Raw genomic sequence first — 23,489 nt, 5'->3', positions numbered from 1 at the left:
TGCGGCTGTCGCGCCTTGGGTGCGGCAGCCGTTTTCTTTGCATCGACCCTGCGCAACCCCCATGCCAGCGCGCGGCATCGTCGGTTAGAGTAGCCCGCAAGAACGAGCATGAGGATCCGCATCCATGGTGAAAAAAGCGCCGCGCCGCACCGCCGAACGCATTCTGGAAACCACGCTGGACCTGTTCAACCGGTTTGGCGAACCCAACGTCTCGACCACGCTGATATCGGCCGAATTGCGCATCAGCCCCGGCAACCTGTACTACCACTACCCGGCCAAGGATGAGCTGATCAACGCGCTGTTCGACCGCTACAACGCCAGCCTGGACGAGCTCCTGGGCGCCAGCACCGGCGTGCGCAACGTGGAAGACGCCTGGTTCTTCATGCACACCCTGTTCGAGCTGATCTGGCAATACCGCTTCCTGTACCGCGACCTCAACGACCTGCTGTCCAAGAACCGGCGCCTGGAAACACATTTCCAGGCCGTGCTCAAGCACAAGACCCGCGCCATGCGCACGCTGCTCGACGGCATGCAGCGCGCCGGGGCCCTGCAGATCGACTCGCGCGAACTGGAGCCCACGGCCACCAGCATGGTCGTGGTGCTGACCTACTGGCTGAGCTTCGAGTACGTGCGCGACCCGCGCCGCGCACTCGAGCCTGAGAGCGCCCAGGCCGCGCTGCTGCGCGGCGCGCACCACGTGCTGAACCTGCTGATGCCCTACCTCGAGGCCAGCCAGCGCGCCCACCTGCTCACGCTCGCCAGCGCCTACCAGACACCGACCGCGACACCCTGACACCCTCAACGACAAAACCATAAGGAGACAACCACCATGGCCGCCTGGACCGCTTTCCCCCATGCCAGCGACTACCCCTTCACCGCCGCCAGCGCCAAGAAGCAATGGGCGCGCCTGCATGCGGGCGACGCCGAACCCTGCCCCAGCGACAAGAAAGTGCTCGACGCCTGGGCCCTGTTCCATGCCGGCGAGTTCCAGCGCGCCACCGAAGCCGGCCTGGCCGCGGGCGGCGCCGGCATCACGGCAGCCAACAAGGCCCAGGCCATCTACGCCACCTACCTGGAGCCGAAGGAGAAGAACCGGCTCGACCTGTTCCTCCAGGTGGCCGAACGCGCCGAAGCGCAAGCCCAGGCCGAGCCCGGCAACGCCAACGCCTGGTATTGGCACGCCTACGCCCTGGGACGCTACAGCCAGGGCATCAGCGTGGCCAAGGCGCTGGCCCAGGGCCTGGGCGGCAAGATCAAGACCGCGCTGGAAAAGGCCATCGCCCTGGCCCCCGCGCACGCCGACGCCCATATCGCCCTGGGCGCCTTCCACGCCGAAGTGATCGACAAGGTGGGCGCGCTCATCGGCGGCATGACCTACGGAGCGAAGAAGGACACGGGGCTGAAGCTGTTCCAGCAGGCGCTCAAGCTCAACCCGGGCTCGGCCATCGCCATGATCGAATACGCCAACGCGCTGGTCATGCTCGAAGGCGACAAAAAAATGAAAGAAGCCACCAAGCTCTACGAACAAGCGGCCGCCTGCGAGCCGGCGGACGCCATGGAGCACCTGGACGTGGAACTGGCGCGCGCCGAACTGGCCGACGACTGACCCCCGCGGACGCGTGCCGGATCAGGCCGCCGCCTGGCGCGCCGCCGCCGCCACGCGGTGGGCGGCGATTTCGAGCAGGCCGTCGAAAATCAGGTGGTCCACCAGCTCGAAGGGCCGCGTCATGCTCGGCGCCATCTTCCAGCCGGCGCCGCCGGTCATCAGGCACGCCGGCTCCTGGCCGCAGTGCTGCGCCAGGTGCTGGAACATGCGCTCCACGGCCCCGGCGATGGCGTAGGTGCCGCCGCTGGTCAGCGCATCGCTGGTGTTGGTGGGAAAAAGCCGCACCTCGCCCGTGGGCACGTGCAGGCCAGCCGTGCCAGATTCAAGCGCGCGCAGCATGATGCCGTGGCCCGGCAGGATCAGGCCGCCCAGGAAGCGCCCTTCGGCGTCGATGGCCTCCACGGTCACCGCCGTGCCCACCATGACCACGATCAGCGGCCGCCGCTCGCCGCGCGCCAGCAGGCGGTGGCGCGCGCCGATCATGGCCACCCAGCGGTCGGCCCCCAGGCGCAGCGGATGGTCGTAGCCATTCACCAGCCCGGCCTCCTGCACCGAGGACACCACCCACTGCGGCGTCACGTCCCACTGCGGCATCTGCTCCACCTGCTCGCGCACGCGGCGCTTCACGGCATCGCCCGCCACCACGCAGCCCAGGATGCGCGAAGGCGCTGGCAAGGCCCCCCAGGCATGCTCGGCCAGACGCTCGATGTGCTCCAGGAACTCGGCCCCATGCGCGAGCAATGCCGCGCCCGGGCGGGGCGCGTCGTACAGCGCCCATTTGAGGCGGGTGTTGCCAACGTCTATGGCCAGAAAAGTCATAGGGCGCGATTATCACGAGTTTTGCGCTGGCGCCTGCCTCCTAGGCGATAGTGAACAATCGTCTCGCGCCACGGCCACACGCCGCACGGCGGCGTTACAGTGGGCGCTTCGATCTCACTCAACCACCACCTACAGGAGTTGGACCATGGGTCTTTTCAGTTTCATCAAGGAAGCCGGTGAAAAGCTGTTCGGCGGCAAGGAAGCACAGGCGGCCACGCCCGCCGCGCCCTCCGCGGATGAACTCAATGCCAAGGCCGCGCAGGCCATCGCCACCTACATCGGCGCGCAGAACCTGGGCGTGAGCGACGTGAAGGTGGCCTTCGACGGCAGCCAGGGCAAGGTCACCGTGCAAGGCCAGGCGCCCACGCAGGCCGTCAAGGAAAAGGTGACCCTGTGCTGCGGCAACGTGGCCAGCGTGCAGAGCGTGGACAACCAGATGGCCGTGACCAACCCCGAGCCCGAGGCGCAGTACCACGACGTGGTGCGCGGCGACACGCTCTCGGCCATCGCCAAGAAGTTCTACGGCGACGCCAACAAGTACCCGGTGATCTTCGAGGCCAACAAGCCCATGCTGACGCACCCGGACAAGATCTACCCCGGCCAGAAGCTGCGCATCCCGCCGCTCGCCAAGTAACCGGCTTTCAAGCCAAAATAGCTGCCAGCGCTTGTCCAGAAAGCGCTGGCAGCTATTTTTTTGAGAGCAAATCGGCCACGCGCCGCACCCCAGCGCGGTGGCCCCTCAGAACGTCCAGCGTGCGCTGACGCGCGCGCTGCGCGGCTCCACGGGGTGGATGTGGCGCCCCTCGATGCTGCCGTCGCAGGTGCCGCGCGCCACCTCCCCAGCGGTGCATGAGGCATAGAGGTACTCGATGTCGTTGTCCTGCCTTCCGGCCAGGTTGAAAAGATCGAGCCCGAGCGTCAGGTGCCGGTCCACGGCATGGCGGACGCCGAGGTTCAGCAGCGTGGCGGCGCGCGAGCGCACGGTGCCGCGCGTATCCAGCGCGCGCGGCCCCAGGTAGCGCAGGCGCAGGGCCGCCGTCAGTGGCCCGCTGGCATAGACCACCCCGGCGGCGAGGACCCGCTCCACGGCGTTGTCGATGTGGTTGCCCTCGCCTGCGGGCGCCTGGCCCCGGAAGCGGGCGCGCGACAGCGCCACGTCGCCCTCCAGGCGCCAGCGCGGGTGGGCCTGCCAGCGCACGGTGGCCTCCAGCCCGTGCCGCGTGCTGGCGCGGCCGGGCTCGGTGGTGCCAGCGTCGCCCACATAGACCAGCTCCGAATCGAGCTGGAGCTGCCACAGCGCCGCCGTGAGGGCCAGGCCGTCGTGCGGCTGGAAGCGCCAGCCGATCTCGGCGCCCCGCCCCTTCACGAGCGCCGGCACCGGGTCGGCGGGCAGGCCGCTTTGCGGGTCGGTGCGGATCGTGGCGCCGCGCACATCGTTGCTGTGCAGCCCCGCGCCGGCGTTCAGGTACAGCTCATGCGCCGGCGTGGCGGTGAAGGCCAGCCCCGCCTTGGGACTGGCGAGCGCATCATGGCCACGGCCGCTGTTGGCCCTGCCGTACACGGGTTCGCGCCCGTCCACCCGGTAGCGCAGCATGTCGCCGCGCAGCCCCAGGTAGCCACGCCAGCGCGCGCTGAAGTGCAGCAACTGCTGGACATGGACCGAGAACAGGTCCTGCGCCACCCGGTCGTCGCGCACGGTGGCGATGCGCTCGCGTGCCACCGTGCGGTAGAGCCCCACCTCGCCGATGCGGTCGCCACGCCACTGGGCGCCAAGGCGCAGGATGCCGTCGAGCCCGGCGATGCGGTTGGGCCGGCTGTGCAGGGCGTGCGCGCCGAAGATGCCGCGGCGGTCGGTCTGCTCGAACTGGTCGCCGTGGACAGGGTCGTTCAGGAAGTACGTGAAGTCCGAGAACAGCGCGAAACGGTAGTCGATGGCGTAGGCGCCGAACTGCGTCTGGCCCTCGGGGGTGTGGGCGAACCACTGGCCCGACAGGCTGGCGCGCCGGCTTCGCCCGCCGTCGGTGGGGTTGAGCGAGCCGAAACGGGACAGCCCGCCGCTGGCCATCAGGCGCTCGGGAATCTGGTCGGTGGCATTCCAGCGGCCCTGGTAGGCCATGCCCGTGAGGCTGAAGCCGCGCGCCGGCGTGCCGTGGGAATAGCGCAGCACGGCGTTGACCTTGCGCAGGCGCTCGGGTGCGTCCCAGGGGCCGTCGTTCCCCTCCAGCGCGATGGCGCCGAGCCAGGTATGGTCTTCCCGGGTGCGGGAGCCCGCCGCGAGCAGGCGCCGGAAACCGTGGGCGCCGAGCGTGGCCTCGGCAAAGGGCGCATCGAGCGCGCTGACATGGCCGAGCGCGGCGCTGCCGGCGAGCGAGAAGTCTCCGCCGTCGGCAAAGTACGGCCCCTTGCGGTAGTGCACGCCGGACACCAGCTCCGGAATCAGGAAGTTCAAGTCGGCAAACCCCTGTCCATGCCCGTGCGTGGGCATGTTCACGGGCATGCCATCCACCGTGATGGCGAAATCGGTGCCGTGGTCGAGGTTGAACCCGCGCAGGAAGTACTGGTTCGCCTTGCCGTCACCCGAGTGCTGCGTGGCCACCACGCCCGGCACGGCTTCGACGATGTCCCCGGGGCGCAGCTTGGGGCGGGCCTGGAACGCGGCTTTTTCCGCCGCCCCCTCGGTGGCGCTGTCGGCCGTGCCGATGGCCGCATCGCGCGGGCCATGGACGAAGACCCCGGGAAGGTGGCTTTCCTGCGCACGGACGGCAGTGCTGGCAAGCAGGGCCGCCATCCACAGGCAGGGGGCGTACAGGGCAAAAGAGCGCATGGCGTGGCCTGGGTATGAACACGCCTGCATTCTTCACGCCAGGCGCGCACGGTGAATACGCCGTTTGGCGCATGGCCGCGCCCGTGCAGGCTACTGCCGCCAGAAGAACACCGCCGCCATCACCAGCCCCGTGGCCACGATGCCCCAGCGCAGCACCGGCGCGGGCAGCCGGCGCGCCACGCGCGCCCCGCCGTAGCCGCCCGCCGTGGCGGCCACCATCATCACCAGCGCCTGCGGCCACTGCACGATGCCGCCCGCGGCATAGATGGCCACGGCAATCGCCGTGAGCAAGGCTGAGACCAGGTTCTTCATGCCGTTCATGGCATGGAGCTGGGTCTGCCCGAGCAGGCCGAACAGCGCCAGCAGCAGGATGCCCAGGCCGCCGTTGAAGTAGCCGCCGTAGGCCGCCACGGCCAGCATGCCCAGCGCGGCCCGCAGCGGCGACGGCGCGCCATGGTGGCTGGCCCCGGCCCATTGGCGCAACTGCGGCCCGAAGGCGAACAGGGCCGTGGCCGCGAGCAGCAGCCAGGGCACGACTTTCTTGAAGGTGGCATCGGGCGTGAACAGCAGCAGCGCCGCGCCCGCCGAGCCGCCGATGAGCGAGAGCGCCACCACGGTGCGCATCGAGAGGCCGGGCGGCGGCACCATGTCCTCGCGAAAGCCCCAGGCACCCGCCATGTAGCCGGGCAGCAGCGCCACGGTGCCGGTGGCATTGGCGGCCACGGGCGGCACGCCGGTGAAAACCAGCGCGGGCAGCGTGAGGAAGCTGCCGCCCCCGGCGACGGCATTGAGCGCGCCAGCGACGAAGGCGGCGGCGAGGAGCAAGGCGGTATCGAACATCGGAGCCGATCTTAGGCGGGCAGCACCGCCGTATTGGTTGCCTGCCGGGTTACGGTGTTTTACTTGGCCTATTTGGCCTATTTGGCCTATTTGGCATACGGGTCGGCAAAGCCCAGTTCTTCCATGATGGCGGTCTCGTAGGCCTCCATCTCGTCGGCATCTTCGGCGCTGGTTTCGTGGTCCCAGCCCTGGGCGTGCAGCGCGCCGTGCACCAGCAGGTGGGCGTAGTGTTCTTCCAGCGTCTTGTTCTGCTCGCGCGCCTCGCGCTCGACCACGGGTGCGCACAGCACGAGGTCGGCCACGGCCAGGGGGGCCTGCTGGTAGTCGAAGGTGAGCACGTTGGTAGCGTAGTCCTTCTGACGGTATTCACGGTTGAGCCGCTGGCCTTCCCCGGTGCCGACGATGCGCACGGTGATCTCCGCGTCCACGGCCAGCGCGTGGCGTATCCAGCGCGCCACTTTGTGGCGCGGCAGGGTGGCGCGGTGTTCGGCGGCATCGCGCGCGAATTGCAGGGACAGGGTGAGTTGGTTCAAAGCCATTTTGGCCTCCAGCGCCCGCCAGACAAGCGCTGGCAGCTATCAAATCGGGAGAAGAATCAGGCGGCTGGGCTGCGCCGGCTGCGTTGCGCGTCGTAGGCATCGACGATGCGCGCCACCAGCGGGTGGCGCACCACGTCGGCACTGGTGAAGCGCGAGATGGCGATGCCCTGCACGCGCTGGAGCACGCGCTCCGCGTCCACCAGGCCGCTCATGGCGCCCTTGGGCAGATCGACCTGGCTCACGTCGCCCGTGACCACGGCCTTGGCGCCGAAGCCGATGCGCGTGAGGAACATCTTCATCTGCTCGGGCGTGGTGTTCTGCGCCTCGTCGAGGATGACGAAGGCGTTGTTCAGCGTGCGCCCGCGCATGAAGGCCAGCGGCGCGATCTCCAGCGCGTTGCGCTCGAAGGCCTTCTGCACCTTGTCGAAGCCCATCAGCTCGTACAGCGCGTCGTACAGCGGGCGCAGGTACGGGTCCACCTTCTGCGTCAGGTCGCCGGGCAGGAAGCCCAGGCGCTCGCCGGCCTCCACGGCCGGACGCGTGAGCACGATGCGCTGCACCTGGCTGCGCTCCAGCGCATCGACGGCGCAGGCCACGGCGAGATAGGTCTTGCCCGTGCCTGCCGGGCCGATGCCGAAGGTGATGTCGTGCGTGGCGATGTTGTCCAGGTACACGCTCTGGCGCGGCGTGCGCGCGCGCAGGTCGGCGCGGCGCGTGTGCAGCACCTGGGCGCCGTCCCCGGCCTCGACCATGGCGCTGTCGCCCGCCAGCATGAGCTGCAGCATGTCGTCCTGGATCGGGCGGTCGGCCATTTCATACAGCGCCTGCAGCAGCTCCATGGCCTGCTGGGCGGCGGCCTTGGGGCCGTCCACCTTGAACTGTTCGTGCCGGTGGGCGATCTTGACCTGCAGCGCCAGCTCGATGGTGCGCAGGTGCGCATCGGCCGGGCCGCACAGGTGGGACAGGCGCAGGTTGTTGTGCGGGGTGAAGGTGTGGCGCAGGATCACGCTTGATAATTCCGTGGGTCGCCGCCCGAAGGTGCGGCAAAGGATTCGCATGATAGGCAAATTGACCGGCACGCTGCTGGAAAAGAACCCCCCCGAGGTCTTGGTGGACTGCAACGGCGTGGGCTACGAGGTGCTGGTGCCCATGAGCACCTTCTACAACCTGCCCGCCGTGGGCGAGCGCGTGGGCCTGCTCACCCAGTTCATCGTGCGCGAGGACGCGCAGCTGCTCTACGGCTTTGGCACGGCGCCCGAGCGCCAGGCGTTCCGCGAACTCATCAAGATCAGCGGCGTGGGGCCGCGCACGGCGCTGTCCATCCTCTCGGGCCTGGGCGTGCGGGACCTGGCGCAGGCCATTTCGCTGCAGGAGAGCGGCCGCCTGGTGAAGGTGCCCGGCATCGGCAAGAAAACCGCCGAGCGCCTGCTGCTGGAGCTCAAGGGCAAGCTCGGCGCCGACATGGGGGCGCGCGCCCACGCAGTCGACGACAGCCAGGCCGACATCCTGCAGGCGCTGCTGGCCCTGGGCTACAGCGACAAGGAGGCCGCCGCTGCCCTCAAGGCCCTGCCGGCCGACGTGGGCGTAAGCGAAGGCATCAAGCTGGCGCTGAAGGCGCTGGCCAAGTAACCGCAGCGCCCCGCGATGACCATCCACACCGACGACTTCGCCCCCGCGCCACCAAAGCGCGTGGTCTCCGCCGCCCCTGCCTCGCCGCAGGAAGAAGCGCTGGAGCGCGCGCTGCGCCCCAAGCTGCTGGACGACTATGTGGGCCAGGCCAAGGCGCGCGAGCAGCTTGAAATCTTCATTGGCGCGGCCAAGAAGCGCTCTGAGGCGCTGGACCACGTGCTGCTCTTCGGCCCGCCCGGCCTGGGCAAGACCACGCTCAGCCACATCATCGCCGCCGAGCTGGGCGTGCAACTGCGCCAGACCAGCGGCCCGGTGCTGGAAAAGCCCAAGGACCTGGCCGCGCTGCTCACCAACCTGGAGCGCAACGATGTGCTCTTCATCGACGAGATCCACCGCCTCTCGCCCGTGGTGGAGGAAATCCTCTACCCCGCGCTGGAGGACTACCAGATCGACATCATGATCGGCGAAGGGCCCGCGGCGCGCAGCATCAAGCTCGACCTGCAACCCTTCACCCTGGTAGGCGCCACCACGCGCGCCGGCATGCTCACCAACCCGCTGCGCGACCGCTTCGGCATCGTCGCGCGGCTGGAGTTCTACACGCCCGAGGAACTGTCGCGCATCGTCACGCGCAGCAGCGCGCTGATGCAGGCCCCCATCGACCCCGAGGGCAGCGCCGAGATCGCCCGCCGCTCGCGCGGCACGCCGCGCATCGCCAACCGCCTGCTGCGCCGCGTGCGCGACTACGCCGACGTGAAGGGCGACGGCTGCATCACCCTGGACATCGCCCAGCGCGCGCTGGCGCTGCTCGACGTGGACCCGCAAGGCTTCGACGTGATGGACCGCAAGCTGCTGGAGGCCGTGATCCACCGCTTCGACGGCGGCCCCGTGGGGCTGGACAACATCGCCGCGAGCATCGGCGAGGAGCCGGGCACCATCGAAGACGTGATCGAGCCCTACCTGATCCAGCAGGGCTTCTTGCAGCGCACCCCGCGCGGGCGCATCGCCACCCTGGCCGCCTACCGCCACCTGGGCGTGGCGCCGCCGCAGGGGGGCGGGCTTTTTTAGGAAGCCTGGGGGTCGGGGACAGTTCTGGAGGCAACCTTTGCGCGGTAGCTAGAACCCTCCCGTCTGGGCTGCCTATACGGCAGCGAACAGCATCGACAAGCGCAAGCTTTGGCCGCTGCTTTTCTGAGCTGCCTATCCGGCAGCGAACCACGGTGCGCGTGATGATCCAGCGCGCGGTGATTTCTGAGCTGCCTATCCGGCAGCGAACGGCGTGCAGAAGGCCACGCTGATCCAGAACATTTTCTGAGCTGCCTATCCGGCAGCGAACAAGCCCGCGCGAGCGCAAGGTGTGGGCGCTGTTTTCTGAGCTGCCTATCCGGCAGCGAACCCATGCTTGTGCCTGCTGTCGCTTCCCGTTAGTTTCTGAGCTGCCTATCCGGCAGCGAACATCTCCGCGATCTACTGGGCAAAAGCCCTGACTTTCTGAGCTGCCTATCCGGCAGCGAACCCGTCGTAGGTGTGCAGCGTGATGTTGCCCTTTTTCTGAGCTGCCTATCCGGCAGCGAACCTGATGCTGCTGACGGCGATCGCCACGATCATTTTCTGAGCTGCCTATCCGGCAGCGAACCAGCACGATGGTGCGCCGTGCCGTGGGCCGCTTTTCTGAGCTGCCTATCCGGCAGCGAACGGCAGCGCGGCGGGGTCCAGGCCCATGAGGCTTTTCTGAGCTGCCTATCCGGCAGCGAACGTACTTCTCCACCCATTCGGTGTTGATCTGGTTTTCTGAGCTGCCTATCCGGCAGCGAACCCAGCATGCAGCAAAGTCGCTATCGTCCAGCATTTCTGAGCTGCCTATCCGGCAGCGAACAAGCACGAAGCCGCCCAGGAAGCCAAGCGAGAGTTTCTGAGCTGCCTATCCGGCAGCGAACGCGCAACCTGTCCAAGGTGGTCGTGTGTCCTTTTTCTGAGCTGCCTATCCGGCAGCGAACTGCAGCGAAACTCGCTGGCGCAGGCGCTCAACTTTCTGAGCTGCCTATCCGGCAGCGAACGCTGATCCGCGCCGCCTGGCTGGGCTGCGACTTTTCTGAGCTGCCTATCCGGCAGCGAACTGCGCGCCGCGCGTCACGCGCAGCAGCACGTCTTTCTGAGCTGCCTATCCGGCAGCGAACGCGTTGCCCGATGCCATAGCGCTCTCGACGGCTTTCTGAGCTGCCTATCCGGCAGCGAACATCGAGGCCGTGCCCACCGACGAAGCCGAGGCTTTCTGAGCTGCCTATCCGGCAGCGAACTCGCCCAGGGCCTGCATGCTGGCGCACGTGTCTTTCTGAGCTGCCTATCCGGCAGCGAACACGTCGAGCGCAGGCAGGTCGCTGGCGTGGCGTTTCTGAGCTGCCTATCCGGCAGCGAACTGGGGGCAGCGGCGCTTCAATTCGCCCGGGATTTTCTGAGCTGCCTATCCGGCAGCGAACGCGCAGTTGATGGTCTGGCCGTTGCTCACCACTTTCTGAGCTGCCTATCCGGCAGCGAACTCGGGGAAGCGCGCGAACAGGTCTTTCCAGTTTTTCTGAGCTGCCTATCCGGCAGCGAACGACCATGCCGCTACCGCTCGCAATCTGGATCTTTTCTGAGCTGCCTATCCGGCAGCGAACAGGATCATTGACCGCTGGCTTGAGCTGGAAGATTTCTGAGCTGCCTATCCGGCAGCGAACGGGTGTAGCGCAGCGCCTGAGCATTGCCCCAATTTCTGAGCTGCCTATCCGGCAGCGAACAACTTCCTGGGTTCGGGTTCAGGGTGAAGCCCTTTCTGAGCTGCCTATCCGGCAGCGAACCGGTTCTCGGCTCCCGTCACAGGAAACGTGACTTTCTGAGCTGCCTATCCGGCAGCGAACATCGCGGGCGAGCGCGTTGCCTAACCGCCATGATTTCTGAGCTGCCTATCCGGCAGCGAACACGACGCCTTCCTCTGCCCTTCGGATGGCATATTTCTGAGCTGCCTATCCGGCAGCGAACGCGCTCGACGCTATCTAGTGTCGTGAGTTAGAAGTTCGCAAACAAAATCTCTCGACGCTCGCGAGGATGTCGTCGGCGGTCTTGGACCACACGAACGGCTTCGGGTGGTCATTGTTGTTCTTGATGTAGTGCCTGATCGCCTGTTCGAGTTGTCGTGTGGAGCGATGAGTGCCGCGGCGGATGTACTTTTGCGTCAGGGTGGAGAACCAGCGCTCGACCTGGTTCAGCCAGGACGCAGAGGTCGGGGTGAAGTGCACGTGAAAGCGCGCATGCCGGGCAAGCCAGCTTCTGATGGCAGGAGTCTTGTGTGTTCCGTAGTTGTCCATCACGAGGTGGATGTCCAGCACCGCCGGCACGTTGGCCTCGATGGTGCGCAGGAACTGCAGGAACTCCGCGCTTCGATGGCGGCGATGCAAGTCCCCGATGACGGACCCGGTGGCAATGTCCAACGCCGCGAAGAGCGTGGTCGTGCCGTGGCGCTCGTAGTCGTGGGTACGCCGCTCGGGGATGCCCGGGGCCAGGGGCAGCAGGGGCTGCGTGCGATCGAGTGCCTGAATTTGACTCTTCTCGTCCACGCACAGGACCATGGCCATGAGCGGCGGGTCCAGATACAACCCGACGATGTCGCGCACCTTCTCCACAAACAGGGGATCGCTGGAGAGCTTGAAGGTCTCTTGGCGATGAGGCTGGAGTCCGAATGCGCGCCAGATGCGAGACACCGCCGTTTGCGACATGCCGGTTTCGCGCGCCATGGTGCGGGTGCTCCAATGCGTCGCCGCATCGGGAACGCTCTCCAGCGTCTTGGCGATTACGGCGTCGACCCGCGCGTCGTCAATCGTTCGCGGTGCGCCAGGCCGAGGGGCGTCCAGCAGTCCGTCCAGCCGATGCTCGACGAATCGGGCGCGCCACTTCGAAACCGTCTGCTGCGTCACGCGCTGGCGGCTTGCAACCACCTGGTTGTCCACGCCTTCGGCGCAGGCCAGAACAATGCGAGCGCGCAACGCCAGCGCCTGCGCGGTCTTGCGCCGCAGCGTCAGCGCTGTGAGCTGCTCGCGCTCGGTTTCGCTCAGCACCAGTTCTGCCTTGGGTCTTCCTCGCATGGCCGCCTCGTCGTGTGCATACGGTACACGATCGATTCGGCCATCTTCGATTAGTTCAACGAACTTCTAACTCACGACACTAGTTGGTGCGTGCAGATTTCTGAGCTGCCTATCCGGCAGCGAACGAATCGCCACGCAACCATGGCCGCGTCCCTCTTTTCTGAGCTGCCTATCCGGCAGCGAACGCGCAGTATCAATCGCGTAAAGCTCCGACTCATTTCTGAGCTGCCTATCCGGCAGCGAACGAACTCACCGGCCTGACCAACTGGGACGGCAATTTCTGAGCTGCCTATCCGGCAGCGAACGAACTCACCGGCCTGACCAACTGGGACGGCAATTTCTGAGCTGCCTATCCGGCAGCGAACCTCTCGCGCATCGTCTTGGTGATGGCCTGGCTTTTCTGAGCTGCCTATCCGGCAGCGAACTTCTTGCAGGCCACCGCCAGTGGGCGCGTGATTTTCTGAGCTGCCTATCCGGCAGCGAACACGCGGATCGTGTGCGGCTTGTAGCCCAGGATTTTCTGAGCTGCCTATCCGGCAGCGAACGATGGGTCGCCGACGAACGCCACCCACAGCCTTTTCTGAGCTGCCTATCCGGCAGCGAACGGCGTTGCTGATGTAAGTGGCTGTCGCCTTCTTTTCTGAGCTGCCTATCCGGCAGCGAACGACCACACAACCGGCCAGGCCGCCGACATCGTTTTCTGAGCTGCCTATCCGGCAGCGAACAGGACCACGCGCCCACTCAGCCGCATGGACTTTTTCTGAGCTGCCTATCCGGCAGCGAACGCTGCACTGCCTTCCTTGGCTTGCGCCCGCTTTTTCTGAGCTGCCTATCCGGCAGCGAACGGGCGCCCAGAGGGGCCAAAACGGGCGAAATGTTTCTGAGCTGCCTATCCGGCAGCGAACGTGGGCATGGCTGGGCGGTCTGGCACGGGCTCGTTTCTGAGCTGCCTATCCGGCAGCGAACCAGGTGGTTTTTGACGTGACAGAGCTGGAGGTTTTCTGAGCTGCCTATCCGGCAGCGAACACGACGACGGCGCCGCGCGTCACGCGGTCGATTTTCTGAGCTGCCTATCCGGCAGCGAACCCAATCAGCCACCATTCATCGGGCGAGACGGATTTCTGAGCTGCCTATCCGGCAGCGAACAAATCCATGGTTTTCGGAGTGGCCTGGGCCTTTTTCTGAGCTGCCTATCCGGCAGCGAACTGGCCGGCTACTTCGGCATCCAGGCTTTCGCGTTTCTGAGCTGCCTATCCGGCAGCGAACTCCTTGCCGGGGCTGCCGTCGCGGTTCCTGGTTTTCTGAGCTGCCTATCCGGCAGCGAACGTAGATCACAGCTTCGGCGGCCATGACTTCGATTTCTGAGCTGCCTATCCGGCAGCGAACAAGGACACGGCGAAGCTCAATGAGCTGGAAAATTTCTGAGCTGCCTATCCGGCAGCGAACGTTGACGGTGCGCGCCGGGATTGCGCCAGGACTTTCTGAGCTGCCTATCCGGCAGCGAACCTCGTTCTCATGCATCCAACTCTTTGATTATTAAAGAATAAAGAGTCATTCAAAGCCATCCAGCCAATTTTTGACTTACCGCGTAACCTATTGATTCATATAGTCTTCCAGCAGCGTGAGAAAAAAGGGTCAGAACCAGGGAACGCTGGCCTGCGGGCCCAGGCCGTAGGTGTTGAAACGCCCAGCCAAGGCACTTTCGAGAATCGGGCCGTGGGCCACGAACAGGCAAAACGGCTGGCCCGTGCTGCTGCTGCGCAATTGCGCATACGGTAGGTCAGGGGTACGCTCCACGCTGTCGGGGATGGCGGCTGCGGCCTGTTCAGCGGTTTCGCCCTTGCGCAGCATGCGGCGGCGGCGCAGGCGCTCAGCGTTGGTCTTGAACTGGCGGCGCAGCACCAGCCGGTGGGGAGCGTCTGGCGGTGCGGCCGCCAGCGGCGCAAGCGCCACATGGTCGCGCATGCCCCTGAGCCAGTCCTGCGCCATCAGGGTCGGCAATGCTTGCTCGCTGCCATGCAGCCGTAGCACTTTTCCCAGGGTACGCCGGTGCCGGGGGGCATCCACGTGCTGCGGAAAGCTCACTCCAATATCGCCCGCCCCATGCTGCACCAGCGCACGGTGCAGCTTGGCCACCAACGCGCCCAGCAAGTGCGCATGGCTGAACTCCGGGTCGGGCAGCAGGGTGATGTCGATGTAGTGCGTGGTCATGGTCATCAGTTCGCATCACCAAACACGCCGCCCCGGATGAGCACGGCCATCACGAAGTGCTGCTGCTCCACAGGCGGCACCTGGTCCTTCAGCAACCAGTTGTCCAGCAGGGTGTAGAAGTCCAGTTTCTGCTTGGGCTGGCGGTAAGCCTTGCCCTGGGTGGTGACGGAGCCGTAGGGCTCCACCGCGATCGGACCCAATTCGTCGGCTCCGATGTACCAGGTGTCGATGGTGCGGATGGCATTGCCGATTTTTTGCGAGTGAATGGCGGCCACGCCGCTTACCTGGTACAGCGTCTTGCTTTTGCCCGCGCTGCTTTTATCCAGTATCAGCTCTTGCGAGGGGAATACCTCTTGCCCCGCGCCCTGGCGCACAAAGGCTGTCACCCGCAGCAGCACATGTGCCGAACCTGCCAGCCCGGCCGCAATGGCCTGGCCCAGTTCAGTCACACCTTTTGCTTCCGTATTGATAGCATCTACCGCACGTGTATCAAGCGCCAGGGCGTCAAAAGACCATTCATTCACGGCCTTGCCGTCCTGCATCCGCTCGACTATGACTTGCACACTTTCTGCGCCTACGCGGTTGCGCCACAGAAACCGGCCATTGGCCAGATTGGCGGCGTATCGCAGGGCCAGCGCGCCAAAGCCGTGCTGCTGCACATAGCCTTGCACGGTGGCCTGCAGCTTGGCCTGGTAGGCCGCGCTGTTGCAGGCCGATGGCGTGCCTGCACCGCCCAGCATGCGCAGCGTGAATTGCACCTTGAGCGTGTCGGCCTCCGGATGCAAGGCGGCCACGTCCACGGTTTGCAGGTTGGGGTTCTCGATGGCAGCGTCCAGCTTGGCAGGATCCTGGTCTTTGGCCTTGCGCCGGTTGCTGATGGTGCCGCGCACGGATTTGGTCTGGATGGAGACGGGCCGCCAGGCGTGCGACTGGGCCCGCTCCTCCCAGCGGCCGGCGTGGAACACGGCGTCGGACGGGTCCAGCTTGCGCTCGAAGGCCAGGACGGAGGCGGTGGTGAGTTTGTCGGTCATGGTGTCGATCCTTGAGAAATTCTGTGGGTGTTGAATGCGAATGGGCAGATGCCGGCTCAGGTGTAGTCATAGGCCTCGGCGGCGTCCCATTCGTCCGGCGTGTCGGATGGGCCATTGGCATCCATGGGCGTTGTTGCCTCCAGCGGGGACTGGTAGCCATTGCGGCATCGGTACAGGCCTTGGGCGGCGTCGGTTTCAGCGTGCCACAACAGTTGCGCCAAGCTGCTCAGGCGGTGCGGACTGATCCATTCGCCCAGCGAATAGACCGACTCCACGAACCGCAGGGGCACCGAGGCATCGCGCGCATTGCGCACCGCGCCTGCGGCATGCGCCTGGGGCGTGAGGGCGGCATAGCCGACGGGGATGGGCACCACCCAGCCGCTGCCCTTGGGGCGCAACGGGTCGCCCCAGCGCACCTGGCCATGGGGCACGGGTGCGCCGTCTGCGCCGGGCAGTGGTTGGTGGTTGAAGCGTGCTGCGTGCAGCCAGGCGTCCAGCAGCGTGGCGTCGGGCCGGGTGCCACGCAGGTGCCGCAGGCGCTGGGCCAGCAGGTCGTCACGCCCCACCAGGGCAAAGCCGGGCAGCCACTGCCGGCGCCATTGGCGGAACGCTTTTTCGGCGGCCACGGGGTCTTCGGGCACGATGGCCATCCACGGCCGCACCCGCTTGCCCGGCACGGGGCGCGAAGGCAGCACGCTCCCACCGGCTACGCGCATGCCGGCCAGCGTGTCGCCCGTGATCTGCGCCCAGTCGGCCAGTTGGGCGTCGTTGCCCTGCACCAGCGCCGCAGGTGCGCCGGGCGGCAGTTTTTCGGATACGGCCAGCACCAGCGTCAGTTGCAGGTGCATGCGGCCTTCCTCCACGATGGCGGCGGTGCTGCCGTCTTTGTCCACCGGGTTGCGCGTCAGGTTGAAGCTGCGCACATAGCCCTGCGTGACTTGCTCCTGGTGGTCGTGGCACACCACACCCACGCCTTGCAGGCGCAGCGGTATGCCGACCTGCGCCAGCTTGCGCTCCAGCGCCCACATCAACCCGGTGAAGGCGGTGATGGACGGGAAGCCGTGTGTGAGCGGACTGGCGATGGCATTGGCGTTCTGGATGCGCAGGTGGGGCAGGACAAGGATGGCTTCTGGTGCCGTCATTGCGTGGCCTCCTTGCGTGCGGCACGGATACGGTTACGTCGCTCGCGCAATTGCTGGCCAAAGCCATCCTCGTCTGCCAGCAGTTCTTTCTTCCATGCGCGAAACTCAATTTCGCCCAAATGCAGCTTGCCTTCCAAGCGGTCATTGAGCCAATTGCCGAAGCGCCTGCCAATGGCATCAGGCCACTCCATTGCCAGCCACGTGTCTGCAAAGTCCGCTTCCTCTGGCAGCTCCGCCCGCAGCGGGTCAAGCCAATATTGCTCGTCCTGATGGAGCTTGGAAAAATGCTCGTCGTTCAGCGTCCAGCCTGGCTTGAGCATGTGCTCCAGGTCTGCTGCCATAGCCACCATTTCATCCACCAGCTGGTACACCATGTCATCCCGCTGGTTGTGGGTCGCTTGATTTGCGGGTGGGTTGGACTCCAAGAACACTCGCAATGCCTGCACGGTTTGGCGCACCAAAGGGCGACTGCCGAAGTAGTGGTTAAACACGGAGTCGGTGTAGACGGGCAGGCGCTTTTCGCTCTCCTTCCACTGCGGCGGCAGCGACGACAGCAGGTAGTTCATGCCCCGGCGCTCACTGTTGAGCTGGCTGATATTTTGTGGCTTCGTTCCACCCATGTTCTGTACGGCCAGACCTGGGTAGTCATGGAACACGCCGTCGTGCGCTTTGCGCTCGCGTCGGGCTTGGCGAGCGGCCTTGTTGGCTTCGCCGAAGCGGTCTGCATGGATTTGCAGATAGGCCTGATGTACCAGCGATGCTGGAAACAGGGGTACCAATAACAGATAGGCTTGGTCAACGCAGACCATGCCGGGTGAGTCAAGCCAATAAATTTGCTTGCTGAGGGTGCTGGCGGCAGGTTGCGGGCATTTACTGCGCAGTAAGTCCAACCATGGCTGTCCATCAATGCCGTCACCAGCGGCAAAGGCATTCACTGTGTCTTCATCGCCTGCGGCCAGCCATGCCCCCAACGATCGACTATCAAACAAGCTGTCGAGCAGCAAATACAGCTCATAGGCGGCGTTGTTGTGGGCGCCATCGCCTGTAGCGTCCCATAGGCTTTCACTCTCCGGAAGGGCGTGTGAGCCCAAAACTTCCAATGTGGGCAAGGTGGAGAAGTCCACTGCCAAATGGGTGACGCCTTTAACCTTCAGGTCAGGATGCGTCGCCTTGGCAATGTGGCTGGCAATGGCGATTGTTCCTGCCGCCCTTGCACCCTTCGCCAGAAGGGACTCCAGCGTGTATTTTTCTTGGGCAGCGCTGATCGCATTGCGTGCCGCTGCATCCGTGCGATCGTGGTACCGCGCCATGACGGCGTTCAGGCGGCGTTCAACGTGCTGGTGCATGTGCAGCCGTATCTGTCGGCCTCGCGGTGTGAGTGTCGCTTCATCCTTCACGCAGTCTCCTCCTGGCGATAAAATGAATATCCATCATACGTGAAGATCTGCAGAACACGCAGCTTAGAAAATCATCCGTGATGATCTTTTGCCCTGCCGCATAGGCAGTCATACCGAATATCGGTAAGCGCTATAAAATCTCCTCCATCCCATGGCGATCGTCTCTTTCAAGTGTCAGGACACCCAGCGCTTGTTCACCAGTGGCAAGACCCGCCGTTTCGCCAATATCCAGAGCGTGGCAGAGCGCAAGCTGACGCAATTGGATGCAGCGCAAACGCTCGATTTCTTGCGCAGCCCTCCGGGCAACCGCCTGGAACTGTTGAGCGGCGACCGCCAAGGTCAGCACAGCATTCGCATCAATGACCAGTGGCGCGTGTGCTTTGTCTGGACGGGAAAAGGGGTGGCCGACGTGGAAATCGTGGATTACCACTGAGGTGCCTGCTCGCTGCCGTATGGGCAGCTCAGTTTCAGGAGAAATACATGTTCAAGAACGGCATGCGGCCAGTCCACCCCGGCGAAGTCCTGCGCGAGGATTTCCTGAAGCCCATGGGTATGAGCGCCAACGCACTCGCCAGGCAATTGCATGTGCCGGCCTCGCGCATCAATGACATCGTGCTGGAGCGGCGCGGTATCACTGCCGATACCGCGTTGCGCCTGGGCCGTTGCTTTGGCGGCGATGCACAGTCGTGGCTGAACCTGCAAACGGCCTATGACCTGCGGGTGGCGGAACTGGACGAGACGCTGCAAACGGCCGTGATGGCAGTGCATCCCATAGCACTGCATCCAACCTGACGGCCTCATTGCTTGACAGTAAAGCCCAGCAATTCATGGAACAGCCAGCCATCGCAGTGCGCAGGAAGGCTGGCAGTGGCATAGCGTTCCGCGCACTCCTGCAGTGACAACCCCCGCGCTTGCGCCAGCGCAGACAATTCCTCCATCAGCTCCACCTGCGGCCACGGAGATACGCTGGAGGATGTCAACTGCGTCTCTGGCACCGGATGGCACAGGCTGTCATGCACAGGCACGTACAGCTTGTCGCCACGCCGCTCTCCATCCTGAATGCGGTGCAGCACCAGCCTTTCCTCATCCTCATCGGGCAGCAAGACCACGTCGTCGCGCCGCAGCGGGTCGTGGCGAAAGCGCTGGAACTGCGGCAACAGGCCGGTGAGCCAGAGGTGCCCCGGGTGGGCCCAGTGCAGGCAGGCCGCATGGGTGGGCATGGGCGTGCCTTGCGGGCGCGGCAGCATGCTGTCGTGCATGCGGGCATGCTCCAAATCCACGAGGCGGCGGCTGGGGAACAGCTTGTCGAGCGCCAGGGCGATGCGCGGCTGCGCATCCACGGTCCACGCATCGGTGCCGCGCGTCTCCCGCGCCAGCAGGTCATGCAGGGAGTGCGTCTTGAGCTGGAACGGTGCGCGTGCGGTTTCAAAACCTGGCCTGCAGAAGGCGGCCTGGTTGGCTTTTTCGTAATGCCTCAGGTTGCTGTCCAGCACCACCATGTTGACGCCACCCACAGGGCCTTGCCGGTGGCGCCGCACGCGCCCGGCCAGTTGGATGAGCGAACGCATGGACGAAGGTTCGACCACGGCCCAGTCGTAATCGTGGTCCCGGCCCACTTCCGTGACGGGAGACCCCAGCACGATGAACAGGTGATCGGGTTCGGGGTGCGCATCGATGAATGCGCGCAGCGCCGGACGCTGGAGCACGGGGTCCAGCCCGCCTTGGGCACCCCGGCGGTCGAGCAGGATGTCGAGCTGCCGCTCGATGGCCGATCGCAGCCACAACGGGAACTGGGAGTGGTACACGCACAGGTGCACGCGCACACCCGGGGCGGGAGCGCCCAGGGCGTACAGGGCCAGTGCCACGTCGTACAGCGGGGCGATGTTGGCCATGCGAACCAGACCCAGGCTGATGCGCTTGCCACTCGCCGCGTCGGTGCTGTGGTTGTGGGGCAGTTGGTGCAGCCGCCATGCCTGCTCCAGCGCCACGCGGGCAAAGTCTTTGCGCCGCTCGGGCTGCTTCATGCTCTGCCAGGTTTCGGGCAAGGGTGCAATCTGGGCCTGCCGCCTTGCCTCGGCCTGCGCCAAGCGGGCTACGCGCTTGTGCACGTACTGGGTGTGGGCCTCGCGGAAGGCGGCGCCATCGGCACAGTCCTGTGCAGCCTGCTGGAATTCGTCGATCCACAGGCAGCAGATGGGCGCGGGCTCGCCGGGCCGCTCGCTGCGGTGCTGCTGGTACACCGCGCGCCCTGCGCGGTAGGCCAGGAAGAGCCCTTCCACCAGCGCGGGCGGCAAGGTGGCGGAGGAGAGCAGCACGCGGCTGCCCAGCAGCCCCGCCCAGTGCACCAGCCGCGTGAGGGCAGGCAGGTCGGCGATGTCGAAGTCGTCGGGTTCATCCAACACCAGGTCGCTGGTCAGCAGGCGCAGCATGGGCGCGATCTGGCGGCCGCCGCGCAGGCTTTCGGTGGCGGGGGTGAGGTGGTCCACGGTGCACACCAGCAGCGGCGCGGCGATCAAAGCGCGGGCCTTGGCATCGTCCGTCAGGCGCTGCAGCAAGGGATGCTGGTCATTGCCCTCGTACAGCACGGTGCCCGCTTCGTCCAGCAGTTGCTGGCGCGATGCGGAGCCGCTGGCCTCGGCCTGCTGCGCCCAGTATTCAAACAACGCACGGCTGGCAGCACCGCCGACCTGGATGGCGAGCTGCTCTTCACCCAGGCCCAGGCCGCTCTGAAAGCTACGCCCGGTCTGCAGTGTGAGTGTGCGCAGCCCGATGGCAAACGCACAGCGCATGCCGGTGGCCGGGTCGGCCAGTGCGTTCATGACGCGGGCGTTGCCCAGTGTCTTGCCGCAGCCGGTGGAGGCCATGTTGACGATGAAGGCGCCCTGTGCCGCTGCCCGCAGGCGCGCGCTGGCGGCCAGGTCGGCGGCCTTGTCTTGCCAGGCAAAGCGTGGGTCGGCGCTGCGTTTCTTGAGGGGCTTGTGGTTCTTGAGCGCAGGCAGGCTGTGCGCCAGGCTGGGCAGGGAGCGCGCGACCAGCGTGGCGTGGCCCTGCACGCCCAGCAGGTGCTCATCCAGGGTTTGATTGAAAATCGGGCTCCAGCGCTTGCCAGGCAAGCGCTGGCAGCTATCGTTTTTGAGGCCATCGGTTCGTGTGTTCGCATACAGCGGGTACCCCGCATTGCGGTAGGACTGGCGCCGGGGCTCGTCGTGGATGCCGGAGTAGTGATGGTCGGCCAACATCAGGCACAGGCGCGCCACATGCATGGCAAAGGGGTCGTGCAGCACCTGCCCGCTGGCGAGTGGCGGCGAGATCGCCAGCAGCTTGCGGGCGTAGCGGGCGGCCTGCTTGCGCCAGGCAGGGGTAGCCACGGGCAAGCCGTGGGGAAAGTGCCAATGGGCGCGCACGGTGGCGTGGTCGGCACGCTCGCGCGGCTCGTTCCAGTCGGCGCTGACGCGGGCCAGCACGTCCTCCAGTTCATTGGCGTTGATGAAAAGAGGATGCGCGCCAAAGCGCCGGTATTCCGCCTGGGGCGCGTCGATGTCTTCATCGTCACCGCCGCCCGCCTGCGGGACGGGCAGGCACGGCAGCCGGTGGTGGGTGAACACCAGCCATGCCACGGCCTGGGCCAGCGGCGGCAACCGGGCGAAGGGTGGATTTTGCGTAGCCCGAGGTTCATCCAGGCCGTCTCGCAGCAGGTGCCCGCCTGTGTGATCCAGCCACAGCGCTTCATACGCGCTGGTATCCATGTCTGCATCGGCGCACGCTGCCATGCGCTGCAGCCAGCCTGCATCGTCATCACGGCCCACGAACGCCCCGAACAACCGCACCGACACCCATTCGTGCCGGTAGTGATTGCGTTCGCGCATGCCAGGGTTTTTCAATCGATCCTGAAAAGCCTGTGTGGCCTTGCCCAGGTCGTGCAGCAGGGCGGCCAGCGCGGCCAGGGCCGTCATCAGCGGCAGGTGGTGCCAGGCGTTCTCGTCACCCGCGCGCAGCACGTTGCGGGCCGTCGTGTTGGTGGGCACGGCCCCCTGGTCGTTGAACTGGCGGGTATCGCCGACCACCCAGAGCAGCTCGCTGTGGTCGCGTCCGCGAATCCAGTGGCAGGCCACGGCGGTGTTCTTGCGCGCGCTCTGGCGCAGCAGCCGGCGCACGGTGTCCAGTCCGTCCTGCGTGATGGGTGTTTGCCAGGTGCGCTCGCCGCGCCGCTCGGCAAACTGGTCAAGGATGCGGCGCGTCTCAGTCAGTGCACGCTTGGTGCATTGGGCAACGAACAGTACGTTCATGCGCTAGGCTCCTGCGGCAGCGCTGGCGCGTTGGCTAGGCGCGCGGTGGCGGCAGCGATTTGCTGAAGCGCTTCGATGATGAAGTCCAGCGATTCGCTGCGCGTCAAGGCCTCGATGCACTGGCGACGGAACTGCTGCTCGTCATCGCCGCGCATGGCCGACAGGAAGGCCTGCGGCAGGATGGCCGCATCCTTGACCAGATCCGCAGCGTCGAACACCAGCCCGCCGCGCCGCGTCTTGCCGTGCAGCACCGCCAGGCCATGCGGCAGGCCCAGCACCCAGGTGGCCGTGGCGCCCAAGCCATAAGCCAGGTAGTTGCCGTGGTCCAGAAAGCGGTTGGCGGCATCGGTGCCCGTGCCGCGCTTGGCACGGGTGAATTCACCGTAGCCCACCGCATCGACGGCCAGCTTGAACAGCGCCTTGGTCAGATGCGCTTCATTGGCGAGCAGGGCCGTGACATCGGGGGCGCTCGCCATGCGCGGCGTGAAATGCGCCACCAGGCCCTGCAGGCGCACCAGATCCACGGCAAAACCCGCCTCGCGCAGGGCGCGGGCGGCCCACGCGGCCTGCAAGCGCTGCAGCCGCAGTGCCTGCAACTGCCTGGCCGCATGCAGGCGCAGCGCATCGTCGAACCAGAACCGCACCCAGGCCTGCAGGTACTCGGTGGGCCGGTACTCACTTTGCGGCGTGAGCCAGGCCACCTCCACATCGACCTCAGTGGCGGCAAACAGCGGCGTGCCACCACCGCCGCAGAAACCCACCAGCACACCGGCCTTCGCCAGTTCGCGCATGGCGGCCTGGGTGATAGACGTGCCCGTGCCCAGCAGGATGCTGGTGGTGTTGGCAATCGGAATGTTCCAGTACAGGCTCTTCTTGCCCGCGTCGGTCACGTATTCGACGCGGCCGCCATTGACGAGCACACGGCAGTGCTCCAGGTAATAGATGTTGGCGCGTTTGGAATGGATGATCGTCTTGAGATCGGTACTGCGAATCGCCTCGGTCACCTTCCTGTCCCCCTCTCGTGACGGCAATGGCACCCATCATGCCGCC

General features: G+C 65.8%; 19 protein-coding genes and 2 CRISPR repeat arrays. Of the genes, 7 read left to right on the top strand and 12 right to left on the bottom strand.

Annotation, left to right across the window (positions count from 1 at the left end; genetic code table 11):
• The first annotated feature begins 124 nt into the window (after nt 1-124).
• Together YS110_18205 and YS110_18200 are read left to right on the top strand one after the other, a co-directional pair.
• Complete coding sequence (locus YS110_18205; protein ID UJB66552.1) at nt 125-793, top strand: TetR/AcrR family transcriptional regulator; 669 nt, start codon at nt 125-127, stop codon at nt 791-793.
• Between the two features lie 36 nt (nt 794-829).
• Nucleotides 830-1,606 carry a hypothetical protein gene (locus YS110_18200; GenBank protein ID UJB66551.1) on the top strand — a complete coding sequence of 259 codons (777 nt, stop codon included), beginning with the start codon at nt 830-832 and terminating at the stop codon, nt 1,604-1,606.
• A gap of 21 nt (nt 1,607-1,627) precedes the next feature.
• Here YS110_18200 and YS110_18195 read toward each other — a convergent pair whose 3' ends face one another.
• Nucleotides 1,628-2,425 (bottom strand): type III pantothenate kinase, encoded by a 798-nt coding sequence (locus YS110_18195; protein ID UJB66550.1) that lies wholly within the window; start codon nt 2,423-2,425, stop codon nt 1,628-1,630.
• Nucleotides 2,426-2,570: 145 nt separating this feature from the next.
• Here YS110_18195 and lysM point away from each other — a divergent pair, with 145 nt between their 5' ends.
• Complete coding sequence (gene lysM / locus YS110_18190) at nt 2,571-3,059, top strand: peptidoglycan-binding protein LysM (protein UJB66549.1); 489 nt, start codon at nt 2,571-2,573, stop codon at nt 3,057-3,059.
• A gap of 105 nt (nt 3,060-3,164) precedes the next feature.
• Here the strand turns inward: lysM and YS110_18185 are convergent, their stop codons facing one another.
• The 4 genes from YS110_18185 to YS110_18170 form a co-directional block, all read right to left on the bottom strand.
• Complete coding sequence (locus tag YS110_18185) at nt 3,165-5,249, bottom strand: TonB-dependent receptor (GenBank protein ID UJB66548.1); 2,085 nt, start codon at nt 5,247-5,249, stop codon at nt 3,165-3,167.
• A 90-nt stretch (nt 5,250-5,339) separates the two neighbouring features.
• A complete protein-coding gene (locus YS110_18180) occupies nt 5,340-6,089 on the bottom strand; it encodes a sulfite exporter TauE/SafE family protein (protein UJB66547.1) in 750 nt (249 codons plus the stop codon).
• Between the two features lie 86 nt (nt 6,090-6,175).
• Complete coding sequence (ybeY, locus tag YS110_18175; protein UJB66546.1) at nt 6,176-6,628, bottom strand: rRNA maturation RNase YbeY; 453 nt, start codon at nt 6,626-6,628, stop codon at nt 6,176-6,178.
• 56 nt (nt 6,629-6,684) lie between these two features.
• Nucleotides 6,685-7,635 carry a PhoH family protein gene (locus YS110_18170; GenBank protein ID UJB66545.1) on the bottom strand — a complete coding sequence of 317 codons (951 nt, stop codon included), beginning with the start codon at nt 7,633-7,635 and terminating at the stop codon, nt 6,685-6,687.
• 49 nt (nt 7,636-7,684) lie between these two features.
• Between YS110_18170 and ruvA the strand changes: the two genes are divergently transcribed.
• Nucleotides 7,685-8,257, top strand: a complete 573-nt coding sequence (gene ruvA / locus YS110_18165) for a Holliday junction branch migration protein RuvA (GenBank protein UJB66544.1) — start codon at nt 7,685-7,687, stop codon at nt 8,255-8,257.
• Nucleotides 8,258-8,272: 15 nt separating this feature from the next.
• The gene (gene ruvB, locus YS110_18160; protein UJB66543.1) at nt 8,273-9,322 is read left to right on the top strand and encodes a Holliday junction branch migration DNA helicase RuvB; all 1,050 of its coding nucleotides are present in this window, start codon (nt 8,273-8,275) and stop codon (nt 9,320-9,322) included.
• Nucleotides 9,323-9,382: 60 nt separating this feature from the next.
• A CRISPR array of direct repeats spans nt 9,383-11,272; the repeat unit is 28 nt; unit sequence TTTCTGAGCTGCCTATCCGGCAGCGAAC.
• Between the two features lie 14 nt (nt 11,273-11,286).
• On the opposite strand, the gene YS110_18155 is transcribed toward ruvB, so the two are convergent.
• From YS110_18155 to csy1, 5 genes are all read right to left on the bottom strand, one after another.
• Complete coding sequence (locus tag YS110_18155) at nt 11,287-12,372, bottom strand: IS630 family transposase (protein ID UJB66542.1); 1,086 nt, start codon at nt 12,370-12,372, stop codon at nt 11,287-11,289.
• 97 nt (nt 12,373-12,469) lie between these two features.
• A CRISPR array of direct repeats spans nt 12,470-13,878; the repeat unit is 28 nt; unit sequence TTTCTGAGCTGCCTATCCGGCAGCGAAC.
• Nucleotides 13,879-14,007: 129 nt separating this feature from the next.
• Entirely contained in the window at nt 14,008-14,583 is a 576-nt protein-coding gene (gene cas6f / locus YS110_18150) for a type I-F CRISPR-associated endoribonuclease Cas6/Csy4 (protein ID UJB66541.1), read from the bottom strand.
• Between the two features lie 5 nt (nt 14,584-14,588).
• A complete protein-coding gene (gene csy3, locus YS110_18145; protein ID UJB66540.1) occupies nt 14,589-15,614 on the bottom strand; it encodes a type I-F CRISPR-associated protein Csy3 in 1,026 nt (341 codons plus the stop codon).
• Between the two features lie 56 nt (nt 15,615-15,670).
• Nucleotides 15,671-16,756 carry a type I-F CRISPR-associated protein Csy2 gene (gene csy2 / locus YS110_18140; GenBank protein UJB66539.1) on the bottom strand — a complete coding sequence of 362 codons (1,086 nt, stop codon included), beginning with the start codon at nt 16,754-16,756 and terminating at the stop codon, nt 15,671-15,673.
• On the bottom strand, nt 16,753-18,153 hold the full coding sequence (gene csy1, locus YS110_18135) for a type I-F CRISPR-associated protein Csy1 (GenBank protein ID UJB66538.1): 1,401 nt from the start codon (nt 18,151-18,153) through the stop codon (nt 16,753-16,755). The genes csy2 and csy1 overlap by 4 nt, the downstream gene beginning before the upstream one ends.
• 151 nt (nt 18,154-18,304) lie before the next feature.
• Between csy1 and YS110_18130 the strand changes: the two genes are divergently transcribed.
• Together YS110_18130 and YS110_18125 are read left to right on the top strand one after the other, a co-directional pair.
• Nucleotides 18,305-18,586 carry a type II toxin-antitoxin system RelE/ParE family toxin gene (locus tag YS110_18130; GenBank protein UJB66537.1) on the top strand — a complete coding sequence of 94 codons (282 nt, stop codon included), beginning with the start codon at nt 18,305-18,307 and terminating at the stop codon, nt 18,584-18,586.
• A gap of 47 nt (nt 18,587-18,633) precedes the next feature.
• Nucleotides 18,634-18,945, top strand: coding sequence for a HigA family addiction module antidote protein (locus YS110_18125; protein ID UJB66536.1), 312 nt, complete (start codon nt 18,634-18,636; stop codon nt 18,943-18,945).
• 5 nt (nt 18,946-18,950) lie between these two features.
• Here the strand turns inward: YS110_18125 and cas3f are convergent, their stop codons facing one another.
• Together cas3f and cas1f are read right to left on the bottom strand one after the other, a co-directional pair.
• Nucleotides 18,951-22,439 carry a type I-F CRISPR-associated helicase Cas3 gene (gene cas3f, locus YS110_18120; protein ID UJB66535.1) on the bottom strand — a complete coding sequence of 1,163 codons (3,489 nt, stop codon included), beginning with the start codon at nt 22,437-22,439 and terminating at the stop codon, nt 18,951-18,953.
• Nucleotides 22,436-23,431: a type I-F CRISPR-associated endonuclease Cas1 gene (gene cas1f / locus YS110_18115; protein UJB67513.1), complete on the bottom strand. Its 996-nt coding sequence runs from the start codon at nt 23,429-23,431 to the stop codon at nt 22,436-22,438. Before cas1f ends, cas3f begins: the two co-directional genes overlap by 4 nt.
• Between the last annotated feature and the right edge of the window lie 58 nt (nt 23,432-23,489).

This window comes from Acidovorax sp. YS12 (assembly GCA_021496925.1).
Classification (GTDB): domain Bacteria; phylum Pseudomonadota; class Gammaproteobacteria; order Burkholderiales; family Burkholderiaceae_C; genus Paenacidovorax.
The sequence above is the reverse complement of the archived record's forward strand: the minus strand, read 5'-3'. Positions and strand labels throughout refer to the sequence as shown.